18 protein-coding genes and 1 tRNA gene are annotated in these 20907 nt (G+C 63.4%); 7 read left to right on the forward strand and 12 right to left on the reverse strand.

Annotation, left to right across the window (positions count from 1 at the left end):
* Positions 1 to 62 precede the first annotated feature (62 nt).
* The 3 genes from AB6809_RS06160 (at position 63) to AB6809_RS06170 (ending at position 1065) form a co-directional block, all read left to right on the forward strand.
* A complete protein-coding gene (locus AB6809_RS06160) occupies positions 63 to 473 on the forward strand; it encodes an integration host factor subunit alpha (RefSeq protein ID WP_006052505.1) in 411 nt (136 codons plus the stop codon).
* Between the two features lie 46 nt (positions 474 to 519).
* Positions 520 to 927: a MerR family transcriptional regulator gene (locus AB6809_RS06165; protein WP_029967632.1), complete on the forward strand. Its 408-nt coding sequence runs from the start codon at positions 520 to 522 to the stop codon at positions 925 to 927.
* Between the two features lie 61 nt (positions 928 to 988).
* Positions 989 to 1065, forward strand: a tRNA-Pro gene (locus AB6809_RS06170).
* A gap of 90 nt (positions 1066 to 1155) precedes the next feature.
* Here the strand turns inward: AB6809_RS06170 and AB6809_RS06175 are convergent.
* The 6 genes from AB6809_RS06175 to AB6809_RS06200 all read right to left on the reverse strand — a co-directional run bounded on the left by AB6809_RS06175 (position 1156) and on the right by AB6809_RS06200 (position 10316).
* The gene (locus tag AB6809_RS06175; protein WP_029967629.1) at positions 1156 to 2598 is read right to left on the reverse strand and encodes an MFS transporter; all 1443 of its coding nucleotides are present in this window, start codon (positions 2596 to 2598) and stop codon (positions 1156 to 1158) included.
* A gap of 57 nt (positions 2599 to 2655) precedes the next feature.
* Entirely contained in the window at positions 2656 to 4644 is a 1989-nt protein-coding gene (locus AB6809_RS06180) for an aconitase family protein (protein WP_371026077.1), read from the reverse strand.
* A 134-nt stretch (positions 4645 to 4778) separates the two neighbouring features.
* Positions 4779 to 5672 (reverse strand): LysR family transcriptional regulator, encoded by an 894-nt coding sequence (locus tag AB6809_RS06185; RefSeq protein WP_029967625.1) that lies wholly within the window; start codon positions 5670 to 5672, stop codon positions 4779 to 4781.
* Positions 5673 to 5758: 86 nt separating this feature from the next.
* Positions 5759 to 6901 (reverse strand): acyl-CoA dehydrogenase family protein, encoded by a 1143-nt coding sequence (locus AB6809_RS06190; protein WP_371026078.1) that lies wholly within the window; start codon positions 6899 to 6901, stop codon positions 5759 to 5761.
* Positions 6902 to 6916: 15 nt separating this feature from the next.
* Positions 6917 to 8125 (reverse strand): acyl-CoA dehydrogenase family protein, encoded by a 1209-nt coding sequence (locus AB6809_RS06195; RefSeq protein ID WP_029967621.1) that lies wholly within the window; start codon positions 8123 to 8125, stop codon positions 6917 to 6919.
* A gap of 58 nt (positions 8126 to 8183) precedes the next feature.
* Complete coding sequence (locus AB6809_RS06200; RefSeq protein WP_029967619.1) at positions 8184 to 10316, reverse strand: 3-hydroxyacyl-CoA dehydrogenase NAD-binding domain-containing protein; 2133 nt, start codon at positions 10314 to 10316, stop codon at positions 8184 to 8186.
* Between the two features lie 154 nt (positions 10317 to 10470).
* On the opposite strand from AB6809_RS06200, the gene AB6809_RS06205 reads away from it, so the two are divergent.
* From AB6809_RS06205 to AB6809_RS06215, 3 genes are all read left to right on the forward strand, one after another.
* Entirely contained in the window at positions 10471 to 11379 is a 909-nt protein-coding gene (locus AB6809_RS06205; RefSeq protein WP_029967617.1) for a LysR family transcriptional regulator, read from the forward strand.
* 116 nt (positions 11380 to 11495) lie between these two features.
* A complete protein-coding gene (locus tag AB6809_RS06210; protein WP_029967615.1) occupies positions 11496 to 11693 on the forward strand; it encodes a hypothetical protein in 198 nt (65 codons plus the stop codon).
* A 109-nt stretch (positions 11694 to 11802) separates the two neighbouring features.
* Complete coding sequence (locus AB6809_RS06215) at positions 11803 to 12183, forward strand: DUF5594 family protein (RefSeq protein WP_029967613.1); 381 nt, start codon at positions 11803 to 11805, stop codon at positions 12181 to 12183.
* 157 nt (positions 12184 to 12340) lie between these two features.
* On the opposite strand, the gene AB6809_RS06220 is transcribed toward AB6809_RS06215, so the two are convergent.
* From AB6809_RS06220 to AB6809_RS06245, 6 genes are all read right to left on the reverse strand, one after another.
* Complete coding sequence (locus AB6809_RS06220; protein WP_029967611.1) at positions 12341 to 14452, reverse strand: phosphocholine-specific phospholipase C; 2112 nt, start codon at positions 14450 to 14452, stop codon at positions 12341 to 12343.
* A gap of 80 nt (positions 14453 to 14532) precedes the next feature.
* The gene (locus AB6809_RS06225; protein ID WP_006052518.1) at positions 14533 to 14856 is read right to left on the reverse strand and encodes a hypothetical protein; all 324 of its coding nucleotides are present in this window, start codon (positions 14854 to 14856) and stop codon (positions 14533 to 14535) included.
* Positions 14857 to 15040: 184 nt separating this feature from the next.
* Entirely contained in the window at positions 15041 to 15871 is an 831-nt protein-coding gene (locus tag AB6809_RS06230; protein WP_029967607.1) for an alpha/beta fold hydrolase, read from the reverse strand.
* An 8-nt stretch (positions 15872 to 15879) separates the two neighbouring features.
* Entirely contained in the window at positions 15880 to 17487 is a 1608-nt protein-coding gene (locus AB6809_RS06235) for a benzoate-CoA ligase family protein (RefSeq protein ID WP_029967606.1), read from the reverse strand.
* A 119-nt stretch (positions 17488 to 17606) separates the two neighbouring features.
* On the reverse strand, positions 17607 to 19208 hold the full coding sequence (locus AB6809_RS06240) for a 3,4-dehydroadipyl-CoA semialdehyde dehydrogenase (protein WP_371026080.1): 1602 nt from the start codon (positions 19206 to 19208) through the stop codon (positions 17607 to 17609).
* 8 nt (positions 19209 to 19216) lie between these two features.
* Positions 19217 to 19684, reverse strand: a complete 468-nt coding sequence (locus tag AB6809_RS06245) for a DUF4863 family protein (RefSeq protein WP_371026081.1) — start codon at positions 19682 to 19684, stop codon at positions 19217 to 19219.
* A 182-nt stretch (positions 19685 to 19866) separates the two neighbouring features.
* Here AB6809_RS06245 and AB6809_RS06250 point away from each other — a divergent pair, with 182 nt between their 5' ends.
* Entirely contained in the window at positions 19867 to 20859 is a 993-nt protein-coding gene (locus AB6809_RS06250; RefSeq protein ID WP_371026082.1) for a helix-turn-helix transcriptional regulator, read from the forward strand.
* The last annotated feature ends 48 nt before the right edge of the window (positions 20860 to 20907 follow it).

Genomic DNA, 20907 nt, shown 5'->3' on the forward strand with positions numbered 1-20907 from the left:
TTAACAATTGCACGGCTGTTTCCGCATCCTTTGTTTTCTGTCTGGCGCGCCATTTGATAGATATGAATGAAATGAACTCGAGTGATTTCGAAGCCCTTCTTACGGCGCAACGCAGCGCCATGATTCGAGAAATTCCGACATCACCCGCCGCCGTTTCAACTGAAACGCCGACGCTCACCAAAGCGGAACTTGCCGAGTTGCTGTTCGACAATGTCGGGCTCAACAAGCGGGAAGCGAAAGACATGGTCGAGGCGTTTTTCGAGGTGATCCGCGACGCGCTCGAGAGCGGCGACAGCGTCAAGCTGTCCGGCTTCGGCAACTTCCAGTTGCGCGACAAGCCGCAGCGTCCCGGCAGAAACCCGAAAACCGGCGAGGCGATTCCAATCGCCGCGCGCCGCGTTGTGACGTTTCATGCAAGTCAAAAGCTGAAGGCTCTGGTCGAGAACGGCGCGGAAGCGAGCTTCACGCGCTGATCGACTGGCGCGTTCCTGCGCAACCCACCACGACGGCTAACTGACGATGACAGCGACGATGGAAAAAGTCGTCTTGCCTCCGATTCCAGCGAAACGCTACTTCACGATTGGTGAGGTCAGCGAACTATGCGGTGTGAAGCCGCATGTGCTGCGCTATTGGGAGCAGGAGTTTACGCAGTTGCGGCCGGTGAAGCGGCGCGGTAATCGCCGGTACTATCAGCATCACGAGGTGTTGTTGATCCGGCGGATTCGCGAGCTGTTGTACGAGCAGGGTTTCACGATCAACGGTGCGCGCAACCGGCTCGATTCGCATGGCGGCGGCGCGCACGGTGCGCCGGCCGCAGCGGGCGACCAGGTCGAGGGCGTCGCACCGCCGGCGCCGACCACGGTTGCCGTCGACGTCGAACAGTTGCGCAAAGAGCTGCTTCACGTGATCGACCTGTTGAATCGCTAATGGCTTTGTTGGTGGCGGCGGTTCTCATCGAATGAAGTGTCTGTTATAATTTCTTGCTGTTCGGGGCGTAGCGCAGCCTGGTAGCGTACCTGCATGGGGTGCAGGTGGTCGGAGGTTCAAATCCTCTCGCCCCGACCAAAGAATCAAGGCCTTACAAGCATCGCTTGTAAGGCCTTTTTCATTTGCGCCACAGCGTGCCCCGCCAATCGCGCATTCAGTGTGACGCATTCAGTGCGAAATACTCTCCAGAGATTTCCCCAACGTCCGCGGCCCCATCAGACCGATCGCGACAATCACAAGCGCCATCGCGCTCGCGATAAAAACAAAGACACCCGTCACGCCGAACTCCCTCAGCATAAACGCGATCACAAACGAACTGAACACAGCGGACAACCGGCTCCAGGAATACACGAAGCCCACCGCACGCGCGCGGATCGCCGTCGGATAAAGCTCCTGCTGATACGTGTGATAGGTGAACGAGATGATGTTGCCGGCCAGCGTCAGCAGCACGCCGAGCGTCACGATCATCACCGCCGCCGAGGCCTGGCTGAACAGCAATCCGCTCGCGATATTGATCGCGGCCATGCACACGATCACATGCTTGCGTTCGAAGCGGTCCGCGATCCAGTAGCCAAGCAACGGACCGAGCGGCGCGGCCAGGCCGATCACCGTCGTATAGAGCAGGCTCGACGTCACCGTGATGCCTTGCTTGACCAGCAGCGTCGGCACCCAGTTGGCGAAACCGTAGAAGCCCACGGTCTGGAAAATATGGAAGACGATCAGCATCAGCGTGCGCTTGCGGTAGGGCGGCTGCCACATGTCGGCGAATCGCGCCTTGCGCGGCACCGGCGCCGCGGGCCCAGGCTCAGGCAGCGGCTTGCCGTATTGCTGTGCGACTTTTTCTTCCAGACGCGCGAGCACTTCGTCCGCTTCGCGAATTCGCCCCTTGCTCGCCAGCCAGCGCGGGCTTTCCGGCAGGTTTCGCCGGAAGTACCAGACGAAGAGTGCGCTGATGCCGCCGAGCAGCACGACCCAGCGCCAGCCGTCGAGTCCGAACGGCGTTCTCGGTACGAGCAGATAGGAAAGAAACGCCACGACAGGCACCGCGGAAAAGCCGATCGCCTGACAGACCGCAAAAGCCCTGCCGCGCAAGTGCTTCGGCGCGAGTTCGGACAGGTAGGTGCCGATGGTGATGAGTTCAACGCCGATGCCCATGCCTGAAACGAAGCGCCATAAATCGAGGCCGTGTGCGGTGTCCTGGAAGGCCATCACCGTGTTCGCCGCCATGTACCACAGCAGCGACCAGGTGAAGATCGCTCGCCGGCCAAAACGGTCGGCGAGAAAGCCGCACGCGATCGTGCCGACGAACAGCCCGGCGAAGAGCGCCGCAACGAAGCTCGCGACGCCGGACGTGCCGAAGAGCCCCGACGTCGTGGGCGTGAGAATGCCGCTTTTAACGAGACCGGGCGCGACGTAGCCCGTGAAGAGAAGATCGTACAGCTCGAAAAAGAATCCGAGACTGAGCAGCAGGATCAGCTTCCAGACCGCGCGCGTCGCGGGAAGTCTGTCGAGGCGGGCGGAAATTGCTCCGATGCCGGCGACCGTGGCCGCTTCGGCTTGTGCTGCGTCATTACCGACGCGTAGCGATGACGCGCCCTCCAGAATGGCCATGCCTGTCTCCTGTATCTGCATCTCTTTTTGAATATGTCACAACTTGCACCGCGGCCGTTAGCGGTACTGTTCCTGCAATTCCGCAAACGAAGCGATCTTGCCCGCAAGCGCGCTTGCAACGACCGTCGGCGGACTCGCGAGCCACACCTGCCCAGGCCCGGAGCGGCCCGAAAAATTGCGGTTGATCGCGCTGATCGTGACCTGGCCCGCGTCGGTGGACGAGCCCGGTCCGCAATTGGCGCATGCGCCGCACGAGGGTTGCAGCAGAATCGCGCCGGCCTGCTCGAACGCGTCGATATAGCCGCGTTTCACGCAGTAATCGCGAACCTCCGACGTGCCGAACTGAAGAAAGAGCTTGACACCTGACGGCACCCGCAAGCCGCGCGCGAGCGCCCATGCGAGCACCTCGTGATAGTGATCGAAATCCTCGCGCTTGCCTGCCGTGCACGAGCCGCCATACGCGATGTCCACCTTCGGACGTTGCGCGAGATCGCGCAGCGCAATGCCGTTGCCCGGATCGCCGGGCGCGGCGAGCATCGGCGAAATGTGCGAGCAGTCTATATCGATGACGTCGGCGTACGTCGCGCCCGCATCGCTTTGCATCCACGGTTCGAGGCTGAAGTCGACGCCGCGGCGCTCCTTCAAAAAGCGCACCGTCTCTTCGTCGGGCGCGACAATGCCGGAGAAGCCGCCGAGTTCGGCCGTCATGTTGGTGAGCGTGGTTCGCTCGTCGGTCGTCAACTGATGGACAGCGCTGCCGGCGAACTCGAACACCTTTCCGACGCCCGCACCCGCACGTATGCGCGGTTCGGCCAGCAAGTGCAGCACGAGGTCTTTCGCCGTGAGGCCCGGCGCCACCGCGCCGTTGAAATTAACCCGCAGCGATTCGGGCACGGTCATCCGCACCGCGCCTGTGACAAACGCATTCGCCATGTCGGTCGTGCCGACGCCGAACGCGAGACAGCCCAAGGCGCCGCTATGCGGCGTATGCGAATCGGTGCCGACAATCAGTTGCCCGGGCAGCGCGTAACGCTCGGCCATCATCGCGTGCGAGATGCCTTCTGAACCTTCGGTGAAGCTGCCGTCGACTTCGCTCAGATAGCCGTGATTCGTGATCGCGTAGTCGCGCGCGAACTGACGATGCGCCGCCGACAGTTCGCGCACGTCGGGCAGCAGGCCGTTGCGCACATGAAGCTCGCTCTTGTGCGAATACGACAGGTGATCCTCGAACGCGAGAATCGTGTCGGGATCGCTCAGCGTGAGCGGCTTGCCGAACGTGGCATGCAGCATGTGCGTGGCCATGCCCGTGTAGTACTCGTGGATGAAGCGCCAATCCGCGCGGACGAACGCGCCGCTGCCGGGCGTCGGCGTGTCGCCGGTTGCATCGGTGGAAAGCGCGTGACGGTCGAGGATTTTTTGCGCGAGCGTGCGCGGCTGCGCGTTGTTGGCGTCAGCGACATTTGCATCGGCATTGGCCGTGGAAGTTGTAGAGCCGATTTGGCGCATGTTTTGCGCGCCGTAACGCAGCAGGCCACCGCTTGTCAGAATCGCAGCGGAGAGGCTATCGCGCGAGGCGACGAGCTCTTCGACGTCGATCGGCTCGCCTCGCTGGATGCGTTCGATCAGGCCGAAGTCCGTCGACGTAAAGAGCCCGAGGTTGTCCGCATTCTGACGATAGATGCGCTCGAAGCTCCGCGCGATCACGAGCCGGATGCCGGCGCGATATTCCGCGAGCGGACTATGTTCGCGCGACGATCCTTTGCCGTACCGGTTGCCCGCCACCGTTACGCGAAAGCCGCCGTTGCGAATCGCGTCGATACCGATCGGATTCGTATCGCCTGCGCGGAACCCCACATACGGGACCCGGCCAAGGCGTTCGTCGAAGCGGGTCAGCACGCTCATCGGCGTGATCTCGTCCGTCGACACATCGTCTCTCAAGCTGCCTGCCGTCGCGGGGTTCAGATCCGTACCGTCGAGCTGTTGCTCGATCCGTTCGGGGTCCGCGCAAAGAAACAGGACGCGGCCAGTCAAATCCAGTTTTGCCATCCACTTCTCCTTCTACCCGAATCTAGATGGCGGCGAGAGCAGCGCGAAGTGCTGGATCGGCAAACGGGGCATCGCGATTGGCGATGGCCTCATGAAGGGCCTGCAATGGCTTGTGATGGTCCACTAACGTCTCTCTAATTTGCAGGCGCAGTCAGCGCTTCAATCAACGCCTGGACCGCCTTCAGACGCGACGATTTTCGCAGCGCGTGAACCCGCAGCGTGCGGCTCGTCGCCCAGGTTTCATCGAGCGGCCGGCGCACGAACGCATGCGATCCGGCGAACGCGGACGCGGCGCTCGTCGGCACAATACCGATGCCAAGTCCTGCTTCGACCATCCGGCACTGCGCGTCGAAACTGTTGACGGTGACGGACAGCTTGAGCGGCGTTCGCGCTGCGTCGGCGCGCTCCTTGATGAGCAGGTCCAGCGAGCCGCCGGCCTGCAGCGCAACGAGCGGAAAGCGGAGCAGGTCGCTGAAGGTCGGCGCCTCGAGCGCGGCGAGTTCGTGATCGAGAGGGAGCACGACCATTAGCGGGTCATCGGCGAAGTGCCATGATTCCAGTCCGCCGGATGCTTTGCCGCTTGCAGAAATGCCGACGTCGGCGCGGTCGTCCATGCAGGCGCGGATGACCTCGTCGCTGATCTGCTCGGTGAGTGCGATTCGCACGAGCGGGTAGTGGGCCTGAAACGCCTTCAGCCGCTCGGGCAAAAAGCCGACAATCGCCGATGCGTTCGCATACAGACGCACGACGCCGGCGACCTCGCCGCTGAGCGACTGCACCTCGCGAGCGAATGACTGCAACTGATCGTGAACCGACACGGCACGAGAAAACGCATGACGCCCGGCCTCCGTCAACTCGACTCCCGACGGCGAACGAATCAGCAACGCGAGGCCCATTGCCGACTCGAGATCCGCGATACGCCGGCTCAATGCGGAAGCGGCAATGTGATTGCGGCTGGCGGCGCGAGCAATCGAGCCTTCCTGCACGACGGAGATGAACAGCTCGAGGCTGTACGGATCGATTCGCATACGGCCGGCGTTGCGCCTGCAAAGTTTGAACAACCAATTCTAGCAGCGGCAGTCCTGAGTCCCGGGACGACTGCGTTCAACAATCGTCACTCTCGCCCCAACTCCACAAACCGCTCCAAATGATGATCCTCATCCCCAAGCTGATGATCGATCATCACAAGCCGCTTTGCGTAATGAGCGAGCGGCAGTTCCCACGTCATGCCGATCCCGCCATGCAGTTGAATGCACTCCTGCGCGACGAGCGCACCGATTCTGCCGATGCTGTATTTCGCCGCCGACACCGCGCGCTCGCGCACCTTGCGTTCGGCACCTAACGCGGCCGCGGCGTTGATTACCGCTGAGCGTGCCTGCTCGATCTCGAGCAGCATGTCGGCCATTCTGTGCTGCAATGCCTGGAAGCTGCCGATCGCCACGCCGAACTGCTTGCGCGTGCGCAGATAGTCGAGCGTGTAGTCCTTCGCGACGTCCATCGCGCCGACCGCTTCCGAGCAGAGCGCAAGTACGCCGCATGCAATCGCATATTCGAGCGTTGCGAAACCGTTGCCCGCCGCGCCGAGTAAAGCGTCGTCGCCGAGTATGACGTTCTCGAAGCTCACTTCGGCCGCGCGCCCGCCGTCGATCTTCGGATAACCGCGCACGCTCACGCCCGGCGCATCGCGAGGCACCAGAAAAAGCGTCACGCCGGCTTCGGAATCGTCCGCCCCTTCGGTGCGCGCCGACACGAGGAAGAAGGCAGCCTGCTCGCCGTGCTGAACCACCGCTTTAGCGCCATTCAATTGCCACGCGCTGCCATCACCATCGCCATTGCGCTCGGCGCGCGTCGTCACACGGGCGAGTTCGTAGTGACTATCCGGCTCGCTATGCGCGAGCGCGACAATACGCGACCCGTCTATCAATCCGCCGAGCAACGCCCGCGGCGCGTCATTGCCGCTGCGAGCAATGGCCTGGCCGACGATGAGCGTATCGAGAAACGGCTCGACCACGAGCCCGCGCCCGAGGCTCTCGAACACGACTGCAATATCAAACCCGCCGCCGCCGAAGCCGCCGCTCGCTTCATCGAACAACGCGCCGATAATACCTAGCTCTCCGAAACGATTCCACAACTCACTGCTAAAGCCATGCGACGATCGCGCGATCCGGTCGCGCGTCGCGAAGCCATACTGTTCGCTGATAAAGCGGTTCAGCGTATCGGCGAGCATCCGGCGATCTTCGGTGTGCTGGAAGTTCATGATGTCCGTTTCCTTCTACAGTCCGAGGATCATTTTGGAAATGATGTTCTTCTGAATCTCATTCGATCCGCCGAAGATCGACAGCTTGCGATTGTTGAAGTATTGCGAAGCCGCGCTGGCCGCTTCGTCGGGACCAACGGGCGCTCCTTGATAACCGTCGTGCAACGCTTCTTCGATAAACGGCTGCGCATACGGTCCCATCGCGCGGCGCGTGAGCGACGAGATCTCCTGGCGAATCTCCGTGCCGCGAATTTTCAGCATCGAACTTTCGGCGCCCGGCACGCCGCCGCCGGCCACCGCGGCGATCACGCGCAGGTTGGTCGTCTTCATGTTCTCGAGATCGATTTCGACGCGCGCCATGCGCGCCGCGAACGACGGGTCGTCCGCGAGAGGCCGCCCATTGCGCCGCTGTTTCGCCGCGATCTTGCGCAGCCGGTTGAATGCCGCCACCGAAAAGCCGACGCCCGCGATATTCGTGCGCTCATACGTCAGCAGATATTTGGCGTAGGTCCATCCCTTGTTTTCTTCGCCGACGAGATTGGCAGCGGGCACCCGCACGTCCGTGAAAAACACTTCGTTCACTTCATGCTCGCCGTCGAGCGTGATGATCGGCCTCACTTCGACGCCCGGCGTTTTCATGTCGATCAACAGGAAGCTGATGCCTTCCTGCTTGCGGACGTCGGTCGCGCTGCGCACGAGGCAGAAGATCATGTTCGCGTAGTGGCCGAGCGTGGTCCACGTCTTCTGTCCATTGACGATGTAATGCTCGCCGTTCGCGTCGACGCTGCGCACAGCCGTCGTTTTCACCGACGCGAGATCGGAGCCCGCGCCCGGTTCCGAATAGCCTTGGCACCACCAGTCGGAACCGTCGAGAATGCGCGGCAACCAGTGATGTTTCTGCGCATCGCTGCCATATTTGATCAACACGGGTCCGAGCATATTCACGCCGAAGGGCACGACGCGCGGTGCGCCCGCCAGCGCGCATTCGTTCTCGAAGATGAATTTCTGCACCGCGTTCCAGCCGGGCCCGCCGTATTCCTTCGGCCAATGATTCGCGAGCCAGCCGCGCTCGTTGAGGATCGCGTGCCACTCGGCCATGTCCTCGCGCGTGAGCCGCCGGCCGCCGTGCACTTTGTCGGCGAGACGCCGCGGGAGTTTGTCGCGCAGAAACGCGAGTACCTCGGCGCGGAACGCTTCTTCTTCGGGCGTAAAGTTCAGGTCCATCGCAGTTCCTTTGTGGATTGCAACGCTCGTGCCGATAAACATCGGCAAGCAACAGGCGTCAGATTGTCTGATTGAGGCTCGCAAAATCCGCGCCGCGCTCGACGAGTTCAACGAGCAGCGGCGACGCTTGCCAGAACAACGGGTCTTCTTTCGCGAACCCGCGAATGTCCGCGAGAATGCTCGGCAGGCCAACCATGTCCGCATATTTCATCGGACCGCCGCGATAGCGCGGGAAACCGTAGCCATACAGCAGCGTCACGTCGACGTCGAGCGGGCGCAGCGCGATCCGTTCATGCACGACATTCGCGCCTTCGTTGATCATCGCGGCCATGTAGCGGCGAATGATCTCGTCGTCGGTGAAGTTGCGCGGCGTGATGCCGGCGCGCTCGCGCTCGGCGTCGATGATCGCCTCCACTTCCGGGTCCGGCTGGCCGCTGCGCGATCCTTCGGGGTACAGATAGAATCCACGGCCGGTTTTTTGGCCGAACCAGCCGCGCTCGCACAGGCGGTCGGCGATCTGCACATAGCGCGCCGCGGGATCGCGCGTCGCGGCGCGCCGTTTGCGCGCGGCCCAGCCGATGTCGCCGCCCGCGAGATCGACCACCTGAAACGGTCCCATCGGAAAGCCGAATGCGCGCACCGCAGCGTCGATCTGATAGGGCGACGCGCCGTCTTCCATCATGGCGTCCGCCGCGCTGCGATAGACGGCCAGAATGCGGTTGCCGATAAAGCCGTCGCATACGCCCGCACGCACCGGCGTCTTGCGCAGCTTCTTCGCGAGCTCGAACGCGGTCGCGACGACGTCGGCGCTCACGGCTTGCGGCACGACGACTTCGAGCAGCTTCATGATGTTGGCCGGCGAGAAGAAGTGCAGACCGATCACGTCGGCGGGCCGCGAAATGCTGGCGGCAATCGCGTCGATGTCGAGATACGAGGTGTTGGTCGCGAGCACGGCGCCCGCTTTGCAGACGCGGTCGAGTTCGGCGAAGACTGCCTGCTTGACGGCCAGGTCTTCGAACACGGCCTCGATCACGAGGTCCGCGTTCGACAGTGCATCGTATGAGGTGCTGCCGGTCCAGCGCGCCATGAACTCGTCTTTCTTTGCGGCACTCAGGCGGCCCTTCGCGATGAGGCCGTCGTAGACCTTCTCGATGTGCGCGCGGCCCCGCGCCAACGACGCCTCGTCGCGTTCGATCATCGTCACTGGCAGGCCCGCGTCGAGCACCGCGACCGCGATGCCCGCGCCCATCGTGCCGCCGCCGACCACGCCGACTGCATTCAGTGCGCGCGGTTTTGCATCGCGTGTCTCGGGCGCTTTCAACACTTCGCGCTCCGCAAAAAACGCATGAATCAAGCCGGCGCGCTGCGGACTGTCGAGACATTGCAGGAAGAGTTGACGCTCGACACGCAAGCCTTCTTCGAAGCGCTGCGTGATCGCGGCCTCGATTGCATCGACGATCTTCAGCGGCGAGAACAGGCCGCGCGATTTCTTCGCGGTCTCGGCACGCGCCGCGGCGACCGCCGCGAGGCTGGCGGCGCGATCGCTCAACGCGCCGGCGTCACGCGTGCGACGCACCGCTGCATCGCCGGCAAGCAGTTCATGCACATAGGCGAGGCCTTCGGCGAGCACGTCGCCGCTCGCGCCCAACCGGTCGACGAGTCCGAGCGCGAGCGCTTCCTTCGCGCTCGCGTGGCGGCCGCTCAGGATCAGATCGAGCGCGGCCTCTGCGCCGATCAGGCGCGGCGTGCGCTGCGTGCCGCCCGCGCCGGGCAGCAGGCCGAGCTGCACCTCGGGCAAGCCGAGCTTCGCGCCTTCGACGGCAATCCGGTAGTGCGCGGCGAGCGCCACTTCGAGACCGCCGCCGAGCGCCGCGCCGTGAATCGCGGCGACGACCGGCTTCGTGCACGCCTCGATGCGGTTGCACACGTCCGGCAGCGACGGCGGCACCGGCGGCTTGCCGAACTCGCGAATATCCGCACCGGCAATGAAGTTGCGCCCTGCGCCGACGAGCAGCACCGCTTCGACCGAACGGTCGCTGTCGGCGGCTTCGATCGCGGCGAGCAGGCCACGCCGCACGTCGGCGGAAAGCGCGTTGACGGGCGCGTGGTCGATCGTGACGAGCAGCACCTTGCCGCGCAATTCGCGCGTGACGACGTCGGCTGAAGTGTCGGTGGAAGAGGTGAGGGTCATGGGCGCGTCTCCTTTGATTGTCTCGGCGCGCAGACGGTGGGCTGCCGCATGCCACGTCTCGCGAATGCTCACGATTGTGGAGCGGTCAAGGTTCATTGACAATCACATCAACGATTGACAGACTGTCAAAATAACTTTGACAAAGGCCGGTCTCGTGGACGTCAATTCGCTAACCCTGCTGGTCGAGATACTCGACGCGGGCAACCTGAGCGAGGCCGCGCGGCGCCTGAAGATGAGCCGCGCCAACGTGAGCTATCACCTGAATCAACTGGAGCGCTCGGTCGGCCTGCAACTCGTGCGGCGCACCACGCGCCGAGTCGAGGCCACGGAGATCGGTCTGCAGTTGTACGAACATGGCCGCGCGATTCAGAACGCGCTGCTGGCCGCACGCGAATCGGTGACGACGCTCGGGCAAAGCCTGCAAGGGCGAGTGCGCCTGAGCGTGCCGAGCGGTTACGGCCAACTCGTGATGTCCGAGTGGCTGATCGGGTTCAAGCGCCTTTATCCTGGCATTGTGCTCGACGTGCTGTTCGAGAATCGCGTCGAAGACCTGATGCGCGACGAAGTGGACATCGCCGTGCGAGTGATGTCCGAGCCGCCGCAAAATCTCGTCGCGCGCGATATGGGAGCGGTGCGCTACGTTGCGTGCGCGTCGCGCGCCTTCGCCGATACGCATGGCATGCCGACGCAACTCGACGATCTGCGCACCACGCCGTTGATCACCGCCGCAGTGGTCGGCCGGCAATTGCGCGTTGCCGCGTATCTGCGCGACGAGCGCGACGAGGTGCTGCTGGAGCCGACCATCATCTCCGAGAACTTTCTGTTTTTGCGGCAGGCGGTGCTCGCGGGACTCGGCGTGGGCATCGTGCCCGACTATGTCGTGCATGACGATCTGCAACGCGGCGATGTCGTGACGACGCTCGACGAATGGCGCCTGAGCATCTTCGGCACCAACATGTATTTGCTATACATGCCGAACCGCCATCACACGCGCGCGGCGGCGACCTTCATCGAATTCATTCTGGAGCAGGCGCGCGCGAGCGGCAGAGGCCGCGTCGCCTGAAGCGCGGTTTGCGGGTTAAAGACCATTGCGCATTCGCGCGCATGCCCCGAGTATGCTGAGAAAAAGAGCGCGCACGCGCCGGCACGCAGCACGTCAAAACGTCAGGGGACACCAGAATGAAGCGGTCAAATGCATTGCTCGTCGTGCTCGCGGTTCTTGCATGCGCCGTTGCCGCGCTGCTGGTCGCGCGCTTACCGGGCGAGCAAGCCATTCGCCTCGTGGGCTATGCGGCCACGGCCGCGCTCGCGGCACTGATCGGCTTCGTGATTCGCAGGCGCAATAGCCGCGCGCAGAAAGGCAAGCGCGCGGGATAACGCGGGGATAAGCGTCGCTCGAAGAAGAGGGCGGGAAAAAGCGCTGACCGGAGGCCGCATTGCGCGTGCTACGATGCTTCGCTCATTGCGCAGCACGCCGGAGAATGAGATGCGCCCAGACACCGCCGACCGTTTCGATAATGAGTTCGCGCCTCGCATTGCCGAGGCCATCGCTGCGTGCTTCGCCACGACCGTGCATACGGAAGTGCTGCCGTATGGCGGTCCTGGTCGTCCGACGCGACTGCGCATTCATGCAGCGCCGCTCGAGCACATCGCTCATTACGCGCATCCGTTGAATCTGTATCTGACGTGGGACAGCGACGAAATCGAGCGGCTCATGAAAGACGAAGGGCAGGCGCGTTTTGCCCGCTATCTGGCCGCGCTGCCTCGCAAACTGCAGGCATGGCGCCACGCGCGCGAACTCGATTTTTCGTCGCACACGCAAGCGGAGCCCGTGTCATTAATCGGCGGGCTCGACTTCGAGGCTTGAGCCCGCGCAGCTCACTTCCTGAATGCCGCGCGTCTGCTCGTCGGCAGCCTGGGTGACCTCGCGATGCAGACGCAGCAGCAAAAACCGTCGGCAAAATAAAACGGCCACTGCATTTCTAATGCAGCGGCCGTTCGAGCTTGCCCGATTGACTCCGCGATCACGCGCCCAGTGCAGGATCGCTCATGCTGCTCTTGCCGGTCTCCACATGGCCCGCGAAACGGCGCGCGAACAGCGGGTCGGTGTCGACGGTGATCGACAGATCGTACCAGCCGTGCGCATTGCGAAGATCGAGATACAACTCGTCCGTATCGCCGCCGCGCACCACGCGTTTGATCGCGTGCTTCGGGTCGTACGCATTGACGATCGTGAACTTGCAATGCGCGCTGCCCACGTTTTCAAGGCGCAATTGCAGATTGCCGTTCGCGACGTCATAGCCTTCGAGTACTTCCGGACGAGCGATGTCCGAGCCGTCCCACCAGCTACGCGCAATCGGCCGGCCTGTAAAGCGGCGCAAGAAACCGTTCGGACCATGCACGGTGAAGTCGTAAGTACCGTCCACGTTCAGCGCGAACGCGTCCTGCAAGCGCTTGCCGGCTTCCACGGTGTAAGTGCGCGGCGCGTCGGTGCTATTCGCTCGATACACCTGAAATACCGCGGCCGCGCTGCCCGTATTCACGAAGCGCATGGTCAGCGTTTTCTCGGCGCCTTCGCCGTGGACGCGCACAAACATCTCATACGGCAACGCACGGGCAGGGCGCACGCCGGGTTCCTGGCGCGGCACGGCCTGTATCGCCGGCGGCAGCGGCACATAGTCCGGATGGCGGTTCTGATCGGCCGGCACATAAGCGCTCGTGCTCGGCAGGCTCGGGAACGCGTCGTTCGGATTGCTGAAGTTGAACGCCGATGTAAGATCGCCGCACACCGCGCGACGCCACGGCGAAATGTTCGACTCGGCGAGATTGTGCTGCTCGCCAAAGCGCTGTTCGATGAAGCGGATCACCGACGTATGGTCGAACACCTGCGAGCACACATAGCCGCCTTTGGACCACGGCGAGACGACGAGCATCGGCACGCGCGGACCGAGACCGTAGGGCGCGGCAACGTTCTTCGCGTCGCCCGGATAAATCTCGTTGACGGTATCGACGGTGGAAAGACCGTCCGCGTTCGAGCTCGGCGCGCACGGCGGCACCATGTGGTCGAAGAAGCCGTCGTTCTCGTCGTAATTGATCAGGAGTACGGTCTTGCTCCACACCTCGGGATTGGACGTGAGAATCTGCAACACCTGGTCGATGTACCACGCGCCGTAATTGGCGGGCCAGTTCGGGTGCTCGGAATAGGCTTCCGGTGCGACGATCCACGAGACTTGCGGCAGCGCGTTGTTCTGTACGTCGCGCTTCAGAACGTCGAAGTAGCCGTCGCCCTTCAATGCGTTGGTGCCCGTGCGCGCGTTGTCGTACAGCGGGTTGCCCGGCTGCGCGTTGCGGTACTGGTTGAAATAGAGCAACGAGTTGTCGCCGTAATTGCCGATGTACGGGTTTTGCGTCCAGCCCCACGAACCTTTGGCGTCGAGTCCCGTGCCGACGTCCTGATAGATCTTCCAGCTAATGCCGGCGTTTTGCAGCACTTCCGGGTAAGTCGACCAGCCGTAGCCGAGCTCCGAATTGTCGATCACCGGTCCGCCGCCCGTGCCGTCGTTGCCCACGCCGCCCGCCCACATGTAGTAGCGGTTCGGGTCGGTCGGGCCCATCAGCGAGCAGTGATACGCGTCGCAGATGGTGAACGCGTCGGCGAGCTGATAGTGAAACGGAATGTCCTCGCGCGTGAGGTAGGCCATCGTCGTCGCGCTTTTGGCGGGCACCCATTGATCGTAGCGGCCGCCGTTCCATGCGGCGTGCGTCGTGTTCCAGTCGTGTGCGAGGTCTTGCAGGAACTGCAGGCCGAGGTTCGGCGCGCTTGGGCGGAACGGCAGCACGTAGCCGGCATCGGCGGCGAGCGGTTGATACCACACCGGCTTGCCGTTCGGCAGATTGACCGCGCGCGTGTCGCCGAAACCGCGCACGCCGCGCAGCGCGCCGAAGTAGTGGTCGAACGAGCGGTTTTCCTGCATCAGCACGACGATATGCTCGACGTCGCGGATCGTGCCCGTCTTGCTGTTCGCGGGAATCGCGAGCGCGTTGCGGATGCCGGCCGGCAACATGCTCAACGCGGTGAACGAGCCTGCGGCCTGCGCGGCCGAACGTAGAAAATCACGGCGGTTTTTTGAAGTCATGGTATGAGCCTGGGTGTCTTCAGTGGGAGCGCTCCACGCGGCGCGCAAGCATGAGCCGCGCGTCGCGTGAAACGCGGGACTCAGTCAACAGTATGGATCACGGGTGTGGCAAGCGGCGTCGGCGCGGCGGCGGACAATGCCACGTCGGCGTTTGGTGCGGGTAGTGCTGGGCTTTGAATCGTGACGGCGGCAGGCGCGGGCGATACGGAAGACGGATTCGCCGATAGCACCGGATTGGTGCCGTTATCGGCCGGGTTTGCAGCGGCGCTGGACTTGCTCATGTCGGCCGCGTTCGTGTCGTCGTTGCCGCAGGCGGTGAGCAGCGCGCAAAGCGGCAACGCCGCGAGGGCGATCGCCAAACGTTTGCGATGCAGGGCAATGCACGGCTTCCACAGAAAGGACATGGCGATGTCTCCAGCACGGGGAACGCGCGGGCATCGGTATGCCCAGCTCAGCGATGCAAGGAGAATAGCCGCTTACCTGTGTAACTTTTATGAAGTCTTGGAAATTTGAGGATTTGATGAATATTGGGGATTCGCCGTGGGACGACCGCACAGTAGCCGCGGCATAACAGCGGCATAACCGCGGCTACTGGTGTTCCGACACGAACGCGGCAATCACGTCGTTCAGCCGATCCGGCGCGTCGCGATGCGGCGAATGCCCGCACGCGTCGAGTCTTGCGAGTTGCGCATGCGGCACGTAGTCCTGAATCGTATCGATCTGCGCCATCGTGCCGTAGTTGTCGTCATGGCCTTGCACGGCGAGCAGCGGCTTGTCGATCGACGTGAGTTGCTCCGCAATCGACCATTGCCGGAAGGCCGGGTTTAGCCAGACATCGTTCCAGCCATAAAAAGCGGAATCGACGTCCGCGTGATAACGCGAGAGCTTGTCGCGCAGATCGGTGGTTTCGTAAAGCACCTTGGTCTGCGCAATGCTTTGCACGGACACGTCTTCCACGAACAGGTGCGGTGCGATGGCCACGGCACCGGCCAGCGCGTTGGGAAAAAGCGCCGCGTACAGCAACGCGATCGAGCCGCCGTCGCTATGGCCGATCACCCACAGGCGTCGGCGTTCGCGCGTGTCGATGTGAAGCGCGTCGAGAAGCGCGGGCAGAACATCGCGCGCCTGGTCGGTCATGAAATGCATCGGCCATTTGACGTGATGCTCTCGCGGTGTCGACCTTCCGTAACCGGGACGCGAATACACGAGCCCACGCATGCCCAGACGCTCGCACAATGTTTGCGGCCAGTCGCGCCACATTGCAATCGAGCCGAGTCCTTCGTGTAGAAACACGGCGATGGGCGCCGCGTTCGCCGCAGCGTTAAGCCAACGATATTCGATGCGCAACGGTCCATGCGACGCGGTAGCAGGCAAGTCGGCGAAGTGACTGGCGGGCGTCTCGACAGCGGGATTCTGCATGTATCACCTTATGATATTTCGCGCAGCTTGAAGCGTTGAATCTTTCCAGTGGCGGTTTTCGGCAAGTCGTCGGCGAACACGATGTCGCGCGGGTACTTATGCGGCGCGAGCCGCTCTTTCACGAAGGCCTTCAACTCGTCCGCCAGTATCTCAGAGGCCGCGAACTCGCGCTTCAAGACGACGAACGCGCGCGTCTTCACGAGGCCGCCGTGATCGACGCCGACCACCGCCGCTTCGAGCACCGCGTCGTGCTGCACGAGCACCATTTCCACTTCGACCGGCGACACGTATTGACCGCTCACTTTCAGCATATCGTCGCTGCGGCCCGCATACACGTAGCAGCCGTTCGGCAGACGACAGTACTTGTCGCCACTGCGAATCCACTCGCCGAGAAACGTCGCGCGCGATTTTTCACGGTTGCTCCAGTACATCAGCGCCGCGCTCGGTCCTTTGATGTAGAGGTCGCCCACTTCGCCGTCGCCGACCGCATGACCGGTCTCGTCGCGCAACTCCACTTCATAGCCGGGCACCGGGCGCCCCGTCGTGCCGTATTCGACCGCACCGGCGCGGTTCGACAGAAAGATATGCAGCATTTCGGTCGAGCCGATGCCGTCGAGAATCTCGCAGCCGAAGTGCTTCGTAAAGCGCTCGCCGATTTCGCGCGGCAACGCTTCGCCCGCCGATGTGCACACGCGCATCGCGACATCGTCGCGTGCGGGCAGATTCGGCGACACGAGCATGCTTGCGTAGAGCGTCGGCACGCCATAGAACACCGTCGGACGATGGCGCGTGAGACGGGCGAAGACGGCGTCGGCGGTAGGGCGCTCGGCCATCAGAATGGCGGTCGCGCCCACCGAAAGCGGAAAGGTCAACGCATTGCCGAGTCCGTATGCAAAGAACAGCTTGGCCGCGGAAAACACCACATCGCTTTCGACGATGCCGAGCACCGGCTTCGCATATAGTTCCGCGGTCCAGTAGAGGTTCGCGTGCGTGTGCACGGTGCCTTTCGGTTTGCCGGTCGAGCCCGATGAATACAGCCAGAAGGCGATGTCGTCGCAACCGGTTGCCGCGGGCTTCGCAGCGGGCGCGGCCGCGTCGATGAGCGCTTCCAACTCAGGCGCTGCCGCAAGCGGCGTGCTGTCGGCCGCGGCCGATGCGCGCGTCGAAACGATGAGCTGGCAGCCGTCGTGCTCGGCGGCCTCCATCGCTTGCGTGACGGTTGCCACGAGCGCGCTCGATGCGATCACCGCGCGCGCATGACTGTGCGTGAGCATGTACACATAATCGGCGGGCGTGAGCAGCGTGTTCGCGACGACCGGCACGACGCCGGCGTACAACGCGCCGAGAAACGCGATCGGCAGTGCAACGCTGTCGAGCATCACCAGCAGCACGCGTTCTTCGGGATGCACGCCGAGTTCGCGCAACGCGGTTGCGAAGCGTCGCGCGCGTTCTTCGAGTTCGGCGTAGGTCGTGTTGCCGTTGTCGTCGATATAAGCGGTTTTGGCCGCGCGCGACGCGTTCAGCGCGAACAGATGAGCCGCGAAATTGAAGCGCGCGGGCGGCGGCTCGGCCGTCACGGCGGGCTGGCTCGCAGCAGGTTCGAACAGGGCTTCCATATGTCTCCTCCATCGAGTGGGGGCGGTCCGGCTGTTATGTGCTCATGATCCGCTGAATGCTTGCGTGCGCTAGCTGGTGCGTTGGGTCGGGCTCATTTGCGTGTCATGCTTAAAGATGTTCAGGCCGCGGGCAAATGAGTAATTTGCGCGAGTGCTTCAAGTGCCGTTGCCGATGCCTGAATAGCCGAGCGCCGATGATAAAAACCGAGCGCGCGCAGGCCACCGAGTTCTTCGCCGCCGCCCGCGCGGCCAGGTCCGCCGTGCAGCGACATCGGCATCACATTGCCGTGGCCGGTCTGGCTCTGCTGCACGGAAGGCGATACGGCATGCACGCGCCCATGCGAATCGGCGAGTTCGAGAGCGAGCCTGCCGAGGTGGGCGTCGTCGTTCGAATAGATCGACGCGACGAGCGATCCCTGGCCACGTCGCGCGAGTGCCACTGCATGCGCTTCGGGCAAGCCGGATTCGCCCGCGTTCTGCACAACGCGATACGGCGCGACGCTCGCAACGGGGCCGAACACTTCGAGGTCATGCAACAGCGTCGCGTTATCCGGATCGTTGACCACGAACAGATGCGGCGCGATGCAAGCCGCGATAGTTGCATCGGCGTCGATAAGCGGCGCGGACGAACCGTCATACGCGAGCACGGCTTCCTCGCGCAAAGCGGCGATGCCGGCCAGCACGTTCTCGTATTGCGCGCGGCTCACGAGCGAGCCCATGCGCACGGCGTCGTTGCGCGGATTGCCGACGGCCACTTTGGCGAGCTTCGCCTTTAGCGCATCGACCACCGCTTCGAGCATGTTCTCCGGTACGAACGCGCGCCGGATCGCCGTGCATTTTTGCCCGGATTTCACGGTCATTTCACGCGCGACTTCGTTGATGAAAAGCTGAAACACGGGCGTGTCGGGTGCCGCATCCGCGCAGAGAATCGCGCTGTTCAAACTGTCCGCTTCGACGTTAAGCCGCGCGCCGCGCGCGACAAAAGCCGGATGCGCGCGCAACGTGGCGGCCGTTTCAGCCGAGCCGGTGAACGACACGACATCGAATGCCTGAATCTGATCGAGCAGCCCAGCCGAGCCGCCGCAAATCACCGACAGCGCGCCGCGCGGCAGAATGCCTGCGTCCACGACATCGGCGACCATGCGTTGCGTGAGCCACGCCGTCGCGGTCGCGGGCTTGACGATGACGGGCACGCCCGACAGCAGCGCGGGCGCCGCTTTTTCCCACAAGCCCCACGACGGAAAATTGAACGCGTTGATAAAAAGCGCGACGCCGCGTGTGGGCGTCAGCACATGCTGAGCGCTGAACGACTGATCCTTGCTCAGCGCGCTTAGGTTGCCGTCGCGCAGCGCATGCACGTCGCCGAGCGACGCGCCGAGCTTCGCGTAATACGACAGCGTGAAAATGCCTCCGTCGATATCGACCGCCGAATCGTTGCGCGTCGTGCCCGAGTTTGCGATTGCGATCGCGTAGTAGTCGTCGCGCTTCGCCTGCAGCAGCTTGACGATTTCGGCGAGACGGGCGGCGCGTTGCCCATAGGTCAGCGCGCGCAGCGCGGCGCCGGCCTCATCGCGGGCAAAGCGGAATGCGTGCGCGAGGTCGAGACCTTCGCTCGAGACGCGCACCAGCGCTTCGCCCGTCACCGGGTCGCTTAGCGTCACGCCTTCGCCGGCGCCGGCAAGCCATTCGCCCGCGACATGGTTCTTCAATAGTTCGGTCATGGCAGCACTCACGCGGCGGTAAATTCGATTGCGCCTTGCGGCAGGAGATAAAGCACGAGCGCTTCGCCGTTCGCCACCGTCGGCCGATGCGCGGAACCGGGTTCGTAGACGCACCAGCCCGCAGCGTGGCCGTCGAAAGTCGCGCCTTCGGTGAGCGGCATGATCAGGTCGATCTCGCCGTGCGGATGAACGTGATGCGGACCGGCAATGTCTTTCATGTCGACGACGTCGACGGAAAAGCCGTGCGTGTCGGGCAGCGCCTTGAAGATGCGGCCGTAGCGAATGCCGCCGCCTTCGCGGTTGCAGAGCCAACCTTCGGCGACGCCGGCGCGGCAGGCGTCGGCGAGATCGCTAAACGTCTGACTGTCCGCGGAATACGTGACGTTGAGCCACGCGGCGAGGTCGGCGTTTAGCGGCCGGCCGGCCAGTTGCGCCGTGACCTGCGCGATAAGCCGCTGGAAATCGGATGGGGACATGCGAGCCTCCGGACTCTGCGCACGCACGTTAATGCATGTGACGCGCTGCGCGGTCTCCGTGACGCCGCGCGAAAAATCGCGGCAATCTTTGTAAGTGGATCAATGTTCGGCGAAAATTAACCGTTCACGAGGTGTGTGTAAAGCACTATAGTACATGTACCGTGGTTTGGAGGTATAAAAACATGAACCGGAATTACACTGAGTTGCCGCCCGGCGCCCGTCCACCCGATGCCGCCGACGACGAAGCCGGCCGCCCCGAGCGCGCCGAGCGCGGCGGCGAACGCGAGGAGCGCGACCCGTTCCTCACCGCGATGGGCGAACGCGTGCGTCTGTTACGCGCGCGGCGCGGCATGACCCGCAAGACGCTGGCGGCCGAAACGGGCTTGTCCGAGCGGCATCTCGCCAATCTCGAGTCGGGCGTCGGCAATGCGTCGGTGCTGGTGCTGCGGCAGATTGCGGCGACGCTGAACTGTCCGCTCGCCGAAGTGATCGGCGATGAAACCACGGCGTCGGCGGAATGGCTGCTGATTCGCGAACTGCTGCACGGGCGCGACCAGGCCGCGTTGCAGCGCGCCCGCATCGCGCTCGCCGAGATGTTCGCGCAGGCGCCGCGCGACCCGCATCGCAAGGACCGGATCGCGCTGATCGGGCTGCGCGGCGCCGGCAAATCGACGCTCGGCCGGATGCTCGCGCAGGAGCGCAAGGTGCCGTTCGTGGAGCTGACGCGCGTCATCGAGCAGCTCGCCGGATGCCCGCCCGCCGAGATTCATTCGCTATACGGAGCGAGCGCTTACCGGCGCTACGAACACCGCGCGCTGGAGGCGGTGATTCAGGAACACGAGCGTGCCGTGATCGCGTCGCCGGGCGGGCTCGTGTCGGAGTCCGGCACGTTCCACGCGCTCTTGTCGCACTGCTTTACGGTGTGGCTGCAAGCCACGCCGGAGGAGCATATGCGCCGGGTCGTCGCGCAGGGCGATTTGCGGCCCATGTCCGGCAACAAGGAGGCGATGGACGACCTGAAGCGCATTCTCACGGGGCGCAGCGAGCTGTACGGCCGGGCGGACATGACGTTCGACACGAGCGAGAAGACCTTGGCCGACGCCTATCTGCAACTGCGCGACCGGCTGGCCGCGAGGCTCGCCGCCGAGGCGCCGGACGAAGCACCAGCCGGTTGACGACTGCATTCGGTTTTGGGGTTTACTCGCACATATGCACTAAAGTGC

Source organism: Paraburkholderia sp. RCC_158, assembly GCF_041355255.1.
GTDB lineage: Bacteria > Pseudomonadota > Gammaproteobacteria > Burkholderiales > Burkholderiaceae > Paraburkholderia > Paraburkholderia graminis.

Coding starts and splice junctions, on each gene's coding strand:
- AB6809_RS06245 (WP_371026081.1), bottom strand. CDS start 19,684: ATGTCCCCATCCGATTTCCAGCGGCTTATCGCGCAGGTCACGGCGCAA.
- AB6809_RS06185 (WP_029967625.1), bottom strand. CDS start 5,672: ATGCGAATCGATCCGTACAGCCTCGAGCTGTTCATCTCCGTCGTGCAG.
- AB6809_RS06165 (WP_029967632.1), top strand. CDS start 520: ATGACAGCGACGATGGAAAAAGTCGTCTTGCCTCCGATTCCAGCGAAA.
- AB6809_RS06200 (WP_029967619.1), bottom strand. CDS start 10,316: ATGACCCTCACCTCTTCCACCGACACTTCAGCCGACGTCGTCACGCGC.
- AB6809_RS06220 (WP_029967611.1), bottom strand. CDS start 14,452: ATGACTTCAAAAAACCGCCGTGATTTTCTACGTTCGGCCGCGCAGGCC.
- AB6809_RS06215 (WP_029967613.1), top strand. CDS start 11,803: ATGCGCCCAGACACCGCCGACCGTTTCGATAATGAGTTCGCGCCTCGC.
- AB6809_RS06190 (WP_371026078.1), bottom strand. CDS start 6,901: ATGAACTTCCAGCACACCGAAGATCGCCGGATGCTCGCCGATACGCTG.
- AB6809_RS06250 (WP_371026082.1), top strand. CDS start 19,867: ATGAACCGGAATTACACTGAGTTGCCGCCCGGCGCCCGTCCACCCGAT.
- AB6809_RS06225 (WP_006052518.1), bottom strand. CDS start 14,856: ATGTCCTTTCTGTGGAAGCCGTGCATTGCCCTGCATCGCAAACGTTTG.
- AB6809_RS06230 (WP_029967607.1), bottom strand. CDS start 15,871: ATGCAGAATCCCGCTGTCGAGACGCCCGCCAGTCACTTCGCCGACTTG.
- AB6809_RS06240 (WP_371026080.1), bottom strand. CDS start 19,208: ATGACCGAACTATTGAAGAACCATGTCGCGGGCGAATGGCTTGCCGGC.
- AB6809_RS06210 (WP_029967615.1), top strand. CDS start 11,496: ATGAAGCGGTCAAATGCATTGCTCGTCGTGCTCGCGGTTCTTGCATGC.
- AB6809_RS06235 (WP_029967606.1), bottom strand. CDS start 17,487: ATGGAAGCCCTGTTCGAACCTGCTGCGAGCCAGCCCGCCGTGACGGCC.
- AB6809_RS06175 (WP_029967629.1), bottom strand. CDS start 2,598: ATGGCCATTCTGGAGGGCGCGTCATCGCTACGCGTCGGTAATGACGCA.
- AB6809_RS06195 (WP_029967621.1), bottom strand. CDS start 8,125: ATGGACCTGAACTTTACGCCCGAAGAAGAAGCGTTCCGCGCCGAGGTA.
- AB6809_RS06180 (WP_371026077.1), bottom strand. CDS start 4,644: ATGGCAAAACTGGATTTGACTGGCCGCGTCCTGTTTCTTTGCGCGGAC.
- AB6809_RS06160 (WP_006052505.1), top strand. CDS start 63: ATGAATGAAATGAACTCGAGTGATTTCGAAGCCCTTCTTACGGCGCAA.